This window comes from Bacillus sp. RCC_6_1 (assembly GCF_041360755.1).
Lineage (GTDB): Bacteria > Bacillota > Bacilli > Bacillales > Bacillaceae_G > Bacillus_A > Bacillus_A cereus.
The window spans coordinates 21,213-35,347 of record NZ_JBFUPV010000006.1; the positions used below are offsets into that span (position 1 = coordinate 21,213).

The window sequence follows — 14,135 nt, forward strand, 5'->3', positions numbered from 1 at the left end:
AAGAAAATAATTCATGTTAATCAAATTTCCATATAAAAAAGAAAAGGTGAATATTTATGTATCCACCTTCCCATCTCCCTCTACCCACTTCATTATTTCTTCCACATCTAAATCCGTATACGTCTTTTCACCATAACGAACAGACTCATATAACGAGATAATATCCCTTGTTCTACAAATTCTTTTTAACCATTGTTGCATCGTTTCATAGGACCTTCTCTGTTCATGAAATGGTAATGTTCTTTCCCATTCAACTAACGTTTTTCTTATCTTATCTGTCGGTAACGGCTGTTCTAACTGATGAATGACTTTTTCATTCTTTATGCTTCTTACCGCAGTTTGCTTTGTAATCAATTCTTTCTCCTGTACTATTTCTGTTTTCGTCAATTTTTTCCTAATATACTTGTAGATGGCATATATAATTGATATTGCAATTATCACATAAAAAGCTATAGTAATCCATATATTTGAAAGAACAGAAAGCACGTCACTCCATAGACTTTCTCTTTCGAAAGGTTGAAATTTTTTACCCGTTTTCGTTCTTATACCTGTATCTTCTACTTCTTCATATTCATCTTCATCTATTTTGGAATCATCGAAATTTTCACCTATACTAGTAAAGTCATAATTTCTTTCCGATATTGTCTTAGTCTTACTGAAAAAACGCTCTTTTACTATGTCCTGTACATACACAACACCTTGTGATAACGTTATCGCACTAATCGCAAAGAAAAGTATGATTAAAGTTCTTACACTCCATAACTTCACTTTCATATGCCGCTTCTTATTCACCATGACATAAGCCCCTTCTTATTCTTTCATTACAATCCATTTATTCGTTCTACTGTATTTCTTTGGTGAAGTACCAATAATTAAAGGAACCGCATCCAGTTCCTTTCGACGAAAGCCTGCTGTGTAAAAGTAAGAAGAAGATATAGGCGTATCTTGGTCTGATATCGAGGCAAGTACCTTTAATACATTTTGCAAATGTTTCCGATTATCCCCATTTTTTATATGTAGCAAACCGTTATCTTTTACACTATTGATCCATACTTCAAACGAACAGTTTTGCATAAGAAGTTGTTTGCATATACCTGCTGTTAATTCAATTAGTTCCTCTATATCATTTCGCAAAGAAACACCACTTTTATTTTGCAAGTTGAGATAAATCGCGTATTTATCACATTGTGTTCGCTCATACTTTTTCGCAGTTAGCGTCCCTGTTTTCGCTGTTGCACTCCAGTGGATGGAACGAAAATCTTCATTTTCATAAGACTTTACTCCCATTACTTTCGTTTCATCATATAAGGGTGAAGACATCGCTTTTCGAAATCCTCGTGACCATTCTTGTAATTCAGGAACTTGTATTTTCGGAACAGCTGGTAAGACTAAATAAGAGGGCGTATCAACTTGTTTATATGTTATATGGTTCGTTATAAATCCAAAGAGATCAGTAATAACAATTTCAACTTCTTCCCATTTCGCGATGCCTCTTTTTAACGCTACAGCTTGCAAATCAAATGAAACTGACTCCCTTCCTTTTAAATTAAAATTCATATAATAATTTGAACCTGTACTATGATTTTTGTTTATTTCATCATGATTCCAAGTTAGCTTATTTTCACATTTAAATCGAAATACGATATTAAGAATAGGAAATATCGACTTGTTTGAAATTTTCATTTTGCACATATTCGTTTCACCTATAAAAACATTCGAATTCCCTTGACTGTATTCCCATTCAACACGAGATACTTTACGTATATATACATGCATAGCACCTATTAAAATTACATATAAAAATACGAGAGATAAAAACAGTAGATTACTTGAAAATACACTTAAAATAACGGCTACAACTGACATAACCCCCATTACGAAAGGCTCCGCTAAAGGTGTATACACAAGCTGTTGATTCATCGTACATTCTCCACTGGCACACTAATCGTATGAAGAATTTCTTTCATAATTTGTTCTTTCGTCGTTTTCATCTCTCCCTCAATCGTTAACGTTAAACGATGAGCACAAACTGATGCAGCGAGCGTCTTAATATCATCTGGTGTACAGTAATCTCTTTCATTTAATATTGCCCGTGCTTGAATTGCTCTCATAAATGCCAACGTTCCCCGAGGGCTTACACCAATTTCAATTAACTCATGGTTACGAGTTGCTTCAATAATTTCAAGGAGATAATCTTGCACATCATTCCCTACTAACACTTCTCTTGCACGCTTTTGCATCGTAATAATTTCTTCACTTGAAATAATAGAATGTAACGTTTCTAATGGATCATTCATTTGAAACCGATTCATCATTTCCTTTTCAGCTTCTCTCGTAGGATAACCTTGGCGTATTGTGAGTAAAAACCGGTCTAACTGAGCATCTGGTAACGGAAATGTGCCCGCTGATTCGAGTGGATTTTGCGTTGCTATAACTAAAAAAGGTTCTGGTAATGAATGTGTCTGTTTCGCAATTGTAACAGTACGCTCTTCCATAACCTCAAGTAACGAAGATTGTGTTCTCGGTACAGCTCGATTAATTTCATCCACTAATACGATATTTGCAAAAATGGGTCCTAACCTTGTTTTAAAATCCGATTCCTTTACATGAAAATATTCAAGACCAATAACATCTCCAGGCAAAGTATCCGCTGTAAATTGTATTCTTTGAAATTTAGCGTCCACACTTTTAGCCAAACTTTTCGCTAATGTTGTTTTTCCTGTCCCAGGTACATCTTCTAATAAAATGTGCCCTTTTGCTATAAGAGCTATAGCTGCCAGTTCAATCGATTCATCTTTTCCTATAATAACTTTCGAAATATTGTTAGTAATTTTCTTTAATGTACTCATATAGTAATCTACCACCTTTTAATTTTCTAAAAATCAAGAATATATTTTTCCAAATTATAACATTTATTTCAAAGATGAAATATAGTGAAAATGAATCTTTTATTTTTTCTTCATTGTACGCAAAAAGCACCTATTGTCGTATATTGACAATGAGGTGCTTAACTCACGTAATTTTCATATTGGGTATTTAACACCTTATATACATTCACTATCTTTCTATTTCACTCCAAATATCAATATCACTTTCATTTAAAATCGATTTAATTTCGTCTTTCTCAAAAACTACTAAATAATTATAAGGTAAAGCTAGTACTTGAATAATTGCAGGTTTCATTTTTAATAATTCGTAGGCGTATATGGTCTCTAATTCTCCTGATACTTCTTCATTGATAGGACCTATATACCAACCCGAATCATCTTCATCACAACCACTAGATCTTTGTAAATAAAACTCTTCTTGTTGCAACACGTCTTTCGCTATCACAATCTTATCATTAAATTTTATTAATTCCCCCTCCATATTTAATCGGCGTAAGCAATGTGATTGCTCAAGTTGTACCCATAATGCAATCGTTAAGTCTTCCGTCTTATCTTTAAAAGGATTTTTAGTATAATCCCGGGTAATAATTTGATAATACTCTTCATACTTATATAAACTATAAACAGACCATCCAATTTGTATTGAAAATCCATCTATTAATTTATCTTCTACTTTAGATAATAAATTAAATAGTGTTTCTACATGAAAAATTAAAGGTTCTTCTACTTTAGCTTTTATATTTTTATTACCTATATTTTTGATTATTGTTTTCAAATAAATGTTCTCCACTTCTATTGAATTTGCTCACTCAATCTACATTCCTCAACTTGCCTTATATAGACTTTCGCTATAAACACCAATAATATTTCTAATATTAAAACTCTTCTCCCCACACTACTGTATTTCCTATTTCTAACTCGACATAATATTCTCGACCTTCAATTGGATTTTCTCCATTCCAACTACCTTTTCTATGTCGTGCCAACTACTACGTTAAAACTTACGAGTTTGTACGAGTTCGTTAGTTTAATATATATTCCATGTGTTTATATTCAGCACCCAGTAAAATGTCATCTCGCCAAAGCTCGTACCTCGTTTTCTTATTCTATCATTGCACATAGTACTCCATGATGGTACAACCATCATAGAGTACATACTTTCAAAAACTCTTTCACTTTCTTATCCCACTTAAAGGCTCTCTTTTTCACTCTTGATCATCATAAGCATCTCCAAGTGATTCAAATTCACTCTTTAGCCAATACCAATATTGTCCATTATTCTTAATAAGTTTTTCAAGTAAGTCAGTGAATGAAGTTGCGATAATTTGCGACTCCCCAACTATTCCATGTCGATCAAAGAAACTATCATAACATCTACCTAGTCTTTCTTCACTAAGATCTATTGTTAAATATTCATCCTTACCATCATTGCATATAATATACCAATTTGATGAAATATCTTCTTCACATAACTCTCCTACAATTACGGGATTAGCCAAAATAAACTCCTCTGGGGTAACAATATGAATAGGATATTCCTCATTTTCAAATAAAGTTAGACCACCACAAAGACTATAAAATTCTTTTAAATCACCTGGTAGCATATGCTTATTCTTATCAATTATCGGTAATTCTGTAGGCTCCTGAACTCGACAATTAGGTAATGATTTTACTTTTTTAATCAACTGATTAATATTTTCCATCTAAATTACTCCCTAAAATTATATTGATTAAAGGCCCTATAATACTCTTGTCTAGCTAAACGTGGTACATTCGCAGCATCAAACATTTTTTCCGTCAATTCTTGTATTTCTTTTGGTGAAACAGATTTCCAATCTACTTTACCTCCAACCTTTTTCCCTGTTTTTTCAAAGAGCCATTGTCTATAAACAGCTTTAGTAGCATTGTGTTGCTCTTTAGTTAAAGCTATAGTTGGAGTATTCGCCCCTCTACTAACATAATCAGGGACATTATGTTTAGCCCATACATCCATAACTCCATGATGATTTTCTAATGGTGAATTGCTTGGCCTATACGGTACTATATCGTATGGTTCTGAAGTCTTACCATCTTTAGACTCCGCAAACTTATAATAAGCTTCTATTAATTCGCCTTGAGGTATTTTGGTTACGATAGTTCCACCAATACTAGAGAATGCATAGGAAGCCTCTCTCTTAAATGATTGTAACATTTCAAGCGTAGGCTTCAATTCTTTTGCTAGTTTTACTGCATTAGCAATTGTACTTATTCCACTTGATGTCTTTGCGATATGACCGATTTTATTTAGCGCCTTTAACTTATTTACTTCTCCTACATAATATATATACTCTGAAATACTCTACTTAATTTACAGAACCATTCGTAAACACAAAAATAGTGGCAGTTGGATTCTCCAAACTACCACTATTTTTAACCTCTTAATTCATTAAATTCCGTATAAATTAGTTTTTCAACGTTACTCATGATACACAATGTTTTAATTTGCTTATTATAGAACTTCCTCTACATCGACACTCTCTATCTTCACTTCATACATATTTGGGATATTTACTTCTTTTGGTACCCATGCATAATAATTTTGATCATTCTCTAAAATAAATTGAATTAACTTTGTTTCTGATCCATTCCAGAAATTTTTAAGATTATCAATGTAGTCTTCTAAATCTTCTTTATAGTCCAGTTGTAATATATAATCTCTTACCGTCAGGGCAAACACAATTAAACTTCCTAATAGATTTTTTTGCTCATTTTCTTCTTCATACTCTTGTGATAAGAACCACACTTGACCTATTCCTATCGTTTTTTTGTATTTTTCATAAAAACTACTATCCTCCATATTCTCATAGTCATGAATCAATTCATTGACCAATGAATGCCATTTTGGCGGAATAATATTTTCCAATGCAGGATTATGTTCAATTCCTTCTACTATATCCTCGATTTCTTCTGTCTCATCTTCATAGTGATATTCACTTAGGTCTATATGCTTAAATTTCATTTCATTTTTATAATGTGCCAAATCATATGGATAATGATTATTATCTTTTAAACTTGTATCATCAAGTTCGAGTATCTTTACTATTGCAGCTGTCTCAAAGCTCCAATATCCTACATATCCAGGTTCTTTATGCGCATTTTTCCATTCATAATCATAATGGCCTTTAAACCATTCTTTCTCCATGTACGTTTGTAATCTTTTAGATGCTTCTTTTTTATCTATTTGTGCAAGTTCTATAATCTCTCCCGTTTTTGCATATGGATTTTCTTTATAATATCTATTCGTCACTTTTGTGTATCCGATATCACTAGCGCATAAGAGGAAATCAATTACTGCATCGTTCATATTTTCTTTCTCAACTAGCTTAGCTAAACTTACAAGATTCTTTTTCTCCGTCTCTAATAAAATTCCTAGAGATATCATCCAAATTAGATTTAAATATCCAACTTCTCTTTCCCCTATATGCCCCAAATCAATAAGAGCGTTGTCAAAATCTCCTTCTATTGTATGGATAGCTTCTCCTAGGGAATATTTTGCAATAATATCCTCTAACTCATAATTAAAGCTTGATAAGTAGGTTCCTTCTATAATACTATTATTATCCTTAGAATATCTTTGAATTCCCTTTTTCTCATCTTCTTCTAAACTTTTAATATCCTCTTTATTTTCTTGAATAAACTCTTTATTATATTCAATTCCTTCTCTACATTTTTCTTCTATAATTAAATAATCTCTCATTCTATTTGATTCCTCCTAGCTTCTAAATTATGGCCATTCTCCAATAATATTTCCCTTTGCATCTAATCTATATGTTTTTACTTTTCCGGTACTATCGACTTGTGATAGTACTCTTTCTACTTGATTTCTTTCCAGCGCTCTTTTAATCTTATCTGCCAATTTCTTATCTCCATCAACAGCTTTAAATATTCTACTTTTTTTGGTCTTCGCACCATTCAACCAATCATTAGACATTTGTCGTCCATCTTTAGTTTTTCCTAATTGTGAACTGCCAAATTTAGCTTCATCAATAACATATTTGATCTTTGATTCTGCATTTGCATTTTCGTATAATCCATCAATCCCTTTTACTATTTTATCATTTATGCCTGATGGTGTACTTTTTCCGACTGGCTTTAAATCAAATCCAGCTTCTTTTAAACTTTGATTATTCAATAAATTGTCACTAGATTTTATTTCACCATAATTCCCTTTTTGCTTATTGGTAGCTGTTTTTGCATCAAAATTATCTACAGTTGTGTTTTTGTTACTGCTAGGTTTACCCTTACCACCATCTTTAGACTTCGCAAACTTATAATAAGCTTCTATCAATTCACCTTGTGGTATTTTGGTTATGATAGTTCCACCAACACTAGAGAATGCATAGGAAGCCTCTCTCTTAAATGATTGTAACATTTCAAGCGTAGGCTGCAATTCTTTTGCTAGTTTTACTGCGTTAGCAAATGTACTTACTCCACTTGATGCTTTTGCTCCTTTTGTGATATGGCCTACTTTATTTAGTGCCCTATCGCCTAATATTGTGGTAGCTATTTGTGTTAATCCATAGGTAGTCAATTCTGTACGACTCTCTGCATCTCCCTCTATCATATCTCGTTTTATTTTATTTGAAAATGCATGCCACATATTTTTTGCAGTTTCATCCAAATGGAAAAGTGCATAGGTTACATTAATAAAAGTTCCTATGTCCATATTACTTAAAGCTATTGCGGACTCGATTTCATCACCAATAGCTTTCCCCGATCCTCTTTGAATAGCTTCCCACATCTTTTTCGCTGTTTCAAACGTGCCAACTATACTGTCTGTCGCATCGTCCCAAGCATTTCTAACCGGAGATTTCTTCTCAATTATGTTATTTGTTTCTATATCTTTAATTGACTGATCATTTTTTCGAGCTGTTTCTTCTATAATCCCCTGAATCGAACTCACCCAATCCATATTCAACCCTTGTGTACTAAACGTACCACTCACAGGACTAAATCCTTTCCCACTTTGCACTTCAGCGAGTCCGGCTGTGATGCTAGCTGCTAATTGGAGAGCGGTGCTGTAGTTGTTGCTGGATGAATGATTGAATTCATATAAATGCTCTAGTTTTTCTTCCAGTTTTTTTCTCATTGCACCTAATACCGTTACAATTGCACCTACTCCGGGCATTGGTGTAAGTACTTCTATTGCTTCTATACTTGTAATCGATTGATTAATTCCCCTTATTTGTTCTCTTATTTCTTGTTCAATCACATCTGTCGAAGCAACTTTCGCTTGGAACTCATTTGGAAATGCTTCATTTTGGCGAATTAATTCTTCACATAAGCATATGATTCCTTGCGCTAATGGCCGAAATGTTTGGACAAGGTAGGCTTTTGCACTACTGTATGTTTGTCCTTGTAATACTGTGTCTATCGCAAATGCATCAATAGATTGAATGGCTTGTTCCATACTTTGAATCGTAGCATTACATATAGCGTTCATACTTTGAGTTTGACTTTGTACTTCTCCCAAATACATGTTTAAACTCATGTATTGGCCTCCCTTTGTAGTTGCTGCTGTTCATAGGAAAGGTCGTTTTCTTTCTCACTGAGATGCCGTTTTTCTTTAAGCAACGTCTCTTTTTCATTTTCTAATTCGAATGTAAGTTTTCTTTCATACTGTCCGATTTCTTGCCGCATATTCGTAAAAAGGTGAAACACTTCTTTGTCGCCGTGCCAAGTTTCTAGTATTCGGTTAAATAAACGATTACTTCTATTTTTCCATTCATGAAAACTAACCTCAGCTCGTTCTTGATTTTGCAGCGCAATTCGGTTTTCATTTTGTTCTTCAAATATAATTCGTAATTTTTGATTACATTGACTGATTCTCGTTTCAATTTCTTGACTCATCTTTTCTCCCTACCTTTTCCCCTTTACGTAGGTTGTTACATTATTGAAAAGTCTTTTGAAGTCCTGTATCCATTTTCTCAAATTCATTTGCTACGGAATGGATATTATCAATTGTTTGTTGAAAAGCAGTACAAAATTGTTTCGTGATCTGTAAATTTTGTTGATTTGCCTCTTGTGCTTGGAAGTTCACAGATAGTGTCGTACGCGTTGCCTTATTTATAGAGCGACTAGTAGCACTTTGCATTCTATCTGAAGCATTTCTCATTTTCGTTGCAAGTTGCGTTGCCGTATGCAAATTACTTTGAAATTCTCCCATTACTTACTCCCCTCTACCTTGTATTTTCAAGAAAATTATGACATGGAAAAATATTCTAATAAACCGAATGTTCAAATTTAACACGTAATTCACTGCTATTACTGAATATGAAAGCAATACTTATCTTTCAACACAACTGTGTCGAAAGTAGGTTCTACTTATACAAAAAAGATGACCTCAGCTATACGCTAAAGTCATCTTTTCTACCTTATTATTTCACTAACTCTCCATTATAAGCTTTTATATCTAATGGAGCAGTTAAATACTGTGCTGCTTTACTAACGAAAGATGTGAAGTGTTCACTCGTATTATGGCTCGCAACTGCTGCTTCATCTTTCCATACTTCTACCATCGTATAAACACTTTCTTTTTCTGTATCTTTATATAAGTCATAAGATACATTTCCACTTTCTTCTCTTGAACCATGAATGAGTGGCTGAATTTCTTCTAAAAATGCTTGTTGTTTTGCTGGGTCTACTTGAAATATTGCGTGAATAATAATCATGGTGTTTCCCCTTTCATATTCCATATATTTCTATGACCTAATTAGATTACTTCCACTCAGCAACTTTGTCAATTGGAAGACGTACTGATTGGTAACCACTGTCAGCAGCTTTCCCGATTGAAATTAGCATTACTGGTACGTAGCGTTCTTTATCTAGTCCAAACGCTTCTGCGATTTGGTCTTTTTCAAATCCACCAATTGGACAAGTGTCATAACCGTGCGCACGAGCTGCTAGCATAAATTGCATCGCTACAAGACCACCGTCAATTAATACTGTATCTTTCATTACTTCTGGTGTAACCATAGAGAAGTAAGCTGAAAGTTTTTTCATTTGATCTTCTTTTACTTCTGCTGGCATAAGTCCACGCTCTACTGCTGTACCATAAATTTCTTCTGCGTTATCAAAGTTGTTTAAGTCACCAAATAAAGCGATCATTGCTGAAGATGTTTCTACTTGAGATTGATTGAATTTTGCAAGTGGCGCAAGTGTTGCTTTCGCTTCGTCACTTTCAATCACTACGAATCTCCATGGTTGCATGTTTACTGAAGATGGTGCAAGTGTTGCTTGTGTAAGAATTTCTGTCATTTCTTCTTTGCTAATTTTCACTGAAGGGTCGTACTTACGAATTGAACGACGTCCTGTTAAAATTTCGTTAAAATCATTTGTTTTTACTGAGTTAGTCATAGTTGTATTCTCCCTTTTTTATAATTCTTTTATATTTTCTTGAATGTGATTTAACATATTTAAAAGATTATCGCGTTCTTCCTCACTTAATCCTTTAAATGCAGATGCTGCAAAACGTTCTTTTTCCTCTTGAAATGCTTGAATTTTATTTCGTCCCTCTTCAGTAAGAGAAACTAACGTAATTCTGTTATCATCTGGATTTTTACGTCTTACAATCATTTCATTGGCCTCAAGCTGCTTTAAATGCCTTGTTATCGCAGCATTATCAATATTCACTTCTTGTTGAAGTGCTTTTTGACTAATTTCACCTACTTCATATAACTGAAGTATAAGCTCTAATCGAGACTGGCTCATACCCGTACACCCTTCAAATTTCGAACTTACTTCTTTATTTAGAAAGTGTAATTTATATAAAATAATCGCTTCTTTTGAGCATGAACTTGTCAAATTAACCCTCCTTTACAATCAAAATAAAAACATTTGATGTATCAATAGTTGATATGTCAATTAATATAATCTATATCGATTTAGAATGCAAGCATTTTGTTTTCATTTTATTTTTTCCAAATTAAGGCGCTTTGTAGCGTTACAAATAATGTTAATTGCACTATAATAATACTAATTTAAAGAACTGGAGAGTGATTGATAATGCGGCAATATACAAATAGAAATGAGGAATTGAAAATGGAAAATGAAATGAGGATATTCACAAATGACAACAATAAATATAGGGATTGTCGCGCACGTAGACGCTGGCAAGACGAGTTTGACTGAGCGTATTCTTTATGAAACGAATGTGATTAAAGAAATTGGCCGAGTAGATAGTGGTAATACACAAACTGACTCAATGGAATTAGAAAGACAACGCGGAATTACGATTAAAGCATCTGTCGTTTCTTTCTTTATTGATGCTGTAAAAGTAAATGTCATTGATACACCTGGACACGCTGATTTTATCGCTGAAGTGGAGCGATCATTCCGCGTTCTAGACGGTGCGATTTTAGTTATCTCTGCCGTTGAAGGTGTGCAAGCACAAACAAAAATTTTAATGCGAACATTACAGAAACTAAACATACCGACTATTTTATTCGTTAATAAAATTGATCGTAGTGGCGCAAACACTGAAAAAGTTATGAAACAAATAAAAGAGGTTCTTTCAAATGAAGCATTCCCCTTCTACTCTGTTCTAAACGAAGGAACGAAAGAAGCCCGGATCATTGAATACAAATCATATGACGATTGTATGGAACTGTTAGCACCATTTAATGAATCGTTACTTGAATCATATGTAAATAACGAAATAATACCGGACGCACTATTAAGAGAAAAACTAGAACAGCAAATACAGCAAGCGAATGTGTATCCAATCTTTTTCGGTTCAGCAATGACTGGTATGGGCGTAACAGAACTTCTTGAAAAACTTCCGGCTCTCATTCCAGCTCTTACATCGGCACAAGAGGAACCATTATCCGGTGTTGTTTTTAAAATTGAACGTGAACCTTCTGGAGAAAAGGTTGCTTATATAAGAGTTTTTTCAGGTAGCTTACATGTTAGAAAATATGTTAATATACAGCGCAGTAAGTCTCTATTCCATAAAGAAAAGATAAAAAAAATGTGCCTATTTCATAATGGAGATACCGTTCAAACTTCTACCGTTCCTAGCGGTGAGTTTTGTAAAGTGTGGGGGCTGAATGATATTAAAATTGGTGATATTATCGGTGAACGTACGGATTATATAAAAGATATTCACTTTGCCGAACCACAAATGGAAGCTGCCATTGATGCGGTACCTAAAGAGCAAATTCATAATTTATACGCTGTTCTTATGGAACTATGTGAAGAAGATCCGCTCATTAAAGTTTGGAAAGACGATGTTCATAATGAACTATATATTCGCCTTTTCGGTGAGGTACAAAAAGAAGTAATTGCAACAACACTTTATGAGAAATATAATTTGCAGGTTAATTTTTCAAATACGCGAGTTGTATGTATCGAGAAACCAATTGGCGTAGGCAATTCTGTTGAAGTAATGGGTGAAAAAGAGAATCCATTTTACGCAACAATCGGATTCAAAGTTGAACGTGGTGAACTTAATTGCGGTATAACATATAAATTAGGTGTTGAGCTCGGCTCACTACCTTTAGCATTTCATAAAGCGATTGAAGATACGGTATTTCAAACGTTAAAACAAGGATTATATGGGTGGGAAGTTACAGATATTATCGTCACGTTAACACATACTGGTTATGCTAGTCCTGTTACAACAGCGAGTGACTTTAGAAACTTAACACCGCTCGTTTTAATGGATGCTTTAAAACAAGCTGCAACATATGTATATGAACCAGTTAATGCGTTTGAATTAACTGTACCGGAGCAAGCAATTAGTACCGCAATGTATAAGCTCGCTGCCGTTCCAGCAACTTTTGCAGAGCCTATATTCAATAACAATTCTTATCAGTTAACAGGATCATTACCTGTTGCGAAAACAGAGAGTTTCAAACGAATACTACATTCATTTACAGAAGGAGAAGGCATATTTACAACGAAGCCAGCTGGTTTCACAAAACTTATGGCTCCCTTCCCTACTCGAAAACGTGTTGATTATAATCCGCTGAATCGTAAGGATTATTTACTTCATGTTTTGAAGGCTTATTAAAGTAAAAGAGGTGCAATTCGCACCTCTTTTGCATGTATTAATAGGTTAGTTTGTCCTAACAACTTCTTTAAGTTTTCCTATTATTTTCGCTATAGCCTCAATTGAATTTTCCGTTTCATATCCCCCAACATTTACAGAATGATTTGCATTTTTGACAACTTCAATCTGTAAATTCGTTTTATATAACTGATCAATTTGATCTGCATTGTATTGGTGATCTTTATCCCCAATAACTAAAAACCCTTCGTGTCGACTATGTAAGATAGAATCAAAAATTGTATCAAACGTCAGTAAAGGTGTAAGTAGTATCATTTTTGACTGCGCGAATTCTTCTCTCTTCATTAAATCATTTGCAATCGGAATTGTTCCGAGTGACTTCCCTAAAAACATAGTCTCGTTGTATTGCTCATCTTTTAATACTTCATTTATTACAGGATTAATATCATCCATCATTACTTTCGTTACTTCTTCCATTGGTTTATTCATTAATTGTCCATCATAAGAATAATGAATATGTACAACATCTATTTTATGTTCAAGCATTAACATCGTTGCGTAATAAAATAATGGCTTATCATAATTGTATCCTGAACCTGAAAACATAAAACAAACCGTACTAGAACCTTTTTCGATATGTGTGTAACGAATTACTTTGTCATTTATATGTACCTCTTTTTTAGTCCCCTTCACCGTTTTCTCCTCCGAATACGTTTACTTTTGTAATACGATATGTTCTGTGTGAACTGATACATCCTTTACTTTCTCTTTTATAAATGCAGGCTGTAAGTTATATGTATGCAGTTCTTCTACTGGCACCCATCTAAACAAATACGTTCTACCCTCTTCTTCCAAAATATATTGATCCGCTCCACTCGCAGGTAACTCATGTAGCTCTACTTCATAATAAAAACTAATTTCATGAAACTTTCGCTCAGAAAGTGTAAAGAAATTTTCTACTGACCATATTAATCTCTTCCCTTTAATAGGAACACCTAGTTCTTCTGCAAGTTCTCGTTGTAACGCATCCTCACTATTTTCTAGCATTTTCACTCTTCCGCCTGGTACATACCAATAATGTTCCCCTTTGTTTTGAAGAATAAGTATTTTATTATCCAATTTACAAATTGCTCCGACGCGGTAATTAAAACATGTTTCCTCTACTTTAAACGTAAGATCCAACCTTAACGCCCCCCTTA

The 14,135-nt window shown here is 33.9% G+C and carries 15 protein-coding genes and 1 pseudogene; 1 reads left to right on the forward strand and 15 read right to left on the reverse strand.

The features are described from left to right. Nucleotides 1–54: 54 nt before the first annotated feature. From AB6801_RS18130 to AB6801_RS18190, 13 genes and pseudogenes are all read right to left on the reverse strand, one after another. Nucleotides 55–795, reverse strand: a complete 741-nt coding sequence (locus AB6801_RS18130; RefSeq protein ID WP_000247507.1) for a hypothetical protein — start codon at nt 793–795, stop codon at nt 55–57. A 15-nt stretch (nt 796–810) separates the two neighbouring features. Next, entirely contained in the window at nt 811–1,920 is a 1,110-nt protein-coding gene (locus AB6801_RS18135) for a DUF58 domain-containing protein (protein WP_001075946.1), read from the reverse strand. After that, the gene (locus tag AB6801_RS18140) at nt 1,917–2,849 is read right to left on the reverse strand and encodes an AAA family ATPase (RefSeq protein ID WP_087947759.1); all 933 of its coding nucleotides are present in this window, start codon (nt 2,847–2,849) and stop codon (nt 1,917–1,919) included. The genes AB6801_RS18135 and AB6801_RS18140 overlap by 4 nt, the downstream gene beginning before the upstream one ends. Before the next feature lie 208 nt (nt 2,850–3,057). Next, nucleotides 3,058–3,663, reverse strand: coding sequence for an immunity protein Imm33 domain-containing protein (locus tag AB6801_RS18145; RefSeq protein WP_000848821.1), 606 nt, complete (start codon nt 3,661–3,663; stop codon nt 3,058–3,060). A gap of 430 nt (nt 3,664–4,093) precedes the next feature. Continuing rightward, nucleotides 4,094–4,591: an SMI1/KNR4 family protein gene (locus tag AB6801_RS18150; RefSeq protein ID WP_000427919.1), complete on the reverse strand. Its 498-nt coding sequence runs from the start codon at nt 4,589–4,591 to the stop codon at nt 4,094–4,096. A gap of 5 nt (nt 4,592–4,596) precedes the next feature. Beyond that, nucleotides 4,597–4,956, reverse strand: a pseudogene (locus tag AB6801_RS18155) (sugar-binding protein); the annotation flags it as partial. A 420-nt stretch (nt 4,957–5,376) separates the two neighbouring features. Then, nucleotides 5,377–6,624, reverse strand: coding sequence for a PoNi-like cognate immunity protein (locus AB6801_RS18160; RefSeq protein WP_097999645.1), 1,248 nt, complete (start codon nt 6,622–6,624; stop codon nt 5,377–5,379). Between the two features lie 27 nt (nt 6,625–6,651). Next, nucleotides 6,652–8,418: a T7SS effector LXG polymorphic toxin gene (locus tag AB6801_RS18165; protein ID WP_097999644.1), complete on the reverse strand. Its 1,767-nt coding sequence runs from the start codon at nt 8,416–8,418 to the stop codon at nt 6,652–6,654. After that, the gene (locus AB6801_RS18170) at nt 8,415–8,777 is read right to left on the reverse strand and encodes a DUF3958 family protein (protein ID WP_000076595.1); all 363 of its coding nucleotides are present in this window, start codon (nt 8,775–8,777) and stop codon (nt 8,415–8,417) included. Before AB6801_RS18170 ends, AB6801_RS18165 begins: the two co-directional genes overlap by 4 nt. Before the next feature lie 40 nt (nt 8,778–8,817). Next, nucleotides 8,818–9,093: a TIGR04197 family type VII secretion effector gene (locus AB6801_RS18175; protein WP_000503641.1), complete on the reverse strand. Its 276-nt coding sequence runs from the start codon at nt 9,091–9,093 to the stop codon at nt 8,818–8,820. A gap of 211 nt (nt 9,094–9,304) precedes the next feature. After that, the gene (locus AB6801_RS18180) at nt 9,305–9,598 is read right to left on the reverse strand and encodes a putative quinol monooxygenase (RefSeq protein WP_058839139.1); all 294 of its coding nucleotides are present in this window, start codon (nt 9,596–9,598) and stop codon (nt 9,305–9,307) included. A gap of 46 nt (nt 9,599–9,644) precedes the next feature. Continuing rightward, nucleotides 9,645–10,283 carry a nitroreductase family protein gene (locus AB6801_RS18185; RefSeq protein WP_030026226.1) on the reverse strand — a complete coding sequence of 213 codons (639 nt, stop codon included), beginning with the start codon at nt 10,281–10,283 and terminating at the stop codon, nt 9,645–9,647. An 18-nt stretch (nt 10,284–10,301) separates the two neighbouring features. After that, entirely contained in the window at nt 10,302–10,730 is a 429-nt protein-coding gene (locus AB6801_RS18190) for a MarR family winged helix-turn-helix transcriptional regulator (protein WP_000204172.1), read from the reverse strand. A 265-nt stretch (nt 10,731–10,995) separates the two neighbouring features. Here AB6801_RS18190 and AB6801_RS18195 point away from each other — a divergent pair, with 265 nt between their 5' ends. Next, nucleotides 10,996–12,939: an elongation factor G gene (locus AB6801_RS18195; RefSeq protein ID WP_097999643.1), complete on the forward strand. Its 1,944-nt coding sequence runs from the start codon at nt 10,996–10,998 to the stop codon at nt 12,937–12,939. 45 nt (nt 12,940–12,984) lie between these two features. Here AB6801_RS18195 and AB6801_RS18200 read toward each other — a convergent pair whose 3' ends face one another. Continuing rightward, on the reverse strand, nt 12,985–13,629 hold the full coding sequence (locus AB6801_RS18200; RefSeq protein WP_000679153.1) for a hypothetical protein: 645 nt from the start codon (nt 13,627–13,629) through the stop codon (nt 12,985–12,987). A gap of 21 nt (nt 13,630–13,650) precedes the next feature. Then, on the reverse strand, nt 13,651–14,118 hold the full coding sequence (locus AB6801_RS18205; protein WP_000366240.1) for an NUDIX hydrolase: 468 nt from the start codon (nt 14,116–14,118) through the stop codon (nt 13,651–13,653). Between the last annotated feature and the right edge of the window lie 17 nt (nt 14,119–14,135).

Coding starts and splice junctions, on each gene's coding strand:
- AB6801_RS18130 (WP_000247507.1), bottom strand. CDS start 795: ATGGTGAATAAGAAGCGGCATATGAAAGTGAAGTTATGGAGTGTAAGA.
- AB6801_RS18135 (WP_001075946.1), bottom strand. CDS start 1,920: ATGAATCAACAGCTTGTGTATACACCTTTAGCGGAGCCTTTCGTAATG.
- AB6801_RS18140 (WP_087947759.1), bottom strand. CDS start 2,849: ATGAGTACATTAAAGAAAATTACTAACAATATTTCGAAAGTTATTATA.
- AB6801_RS18150 (WP_000427919.1), bottom strand. CDS start 4,591: ATGGAAAATATTAATCAGTTGATTAAAAAAGTAAAATCATTACCTAAT.
- AB6801_RS18160 (WP_097999645.1), bottom strand. CDS start 6,624: ATGAGAGATTATTTAATTATAGAAGAAAAATGTAGAGAAGGAATTGAA.
- AB6801_RS18165 (WP_097999644.1), bottom strand. CDS start 8,418: ATGAGTTTAAACATGTATTTGGGAGAAGTACAAAGTCAAACTCAAAGT.
- AB6801_RS18170 (WP_000076595.1), bottom strand. CDS start 8,777: ATGAGTCAAGAAATTGAAACGAGAATCAGTCAATGTAATCAAAAATTA.
- AB6801_RS18175 (WP_000503641.1), bottom strand. CDS start 9,093: ATGGGAGAATTTCAAAGTAATTTGCATACGGCAACGCAACTTGCAACG.
- AB6801_RS18180 (WP_058839139.1), bottom strand. CDS start 9,598: ATGATTATTATTCACGCAATATTTCAAGTAGACCCAGCAAAACAACAA.
- AB6801_RS18185 (WP_030026226.1), bottom strand. CDS start 10,283: ATGACTAACTCAGTAAAAACAAATGATTTTAACGAAATTTTAACAGGA.
- AB6801_RS18195 (WP_097999643.1), top strand. CDS start 10,996: ATGACAACAATAAATATAGGGATTGTCGCGCACGTAGACGCTGGCAAG.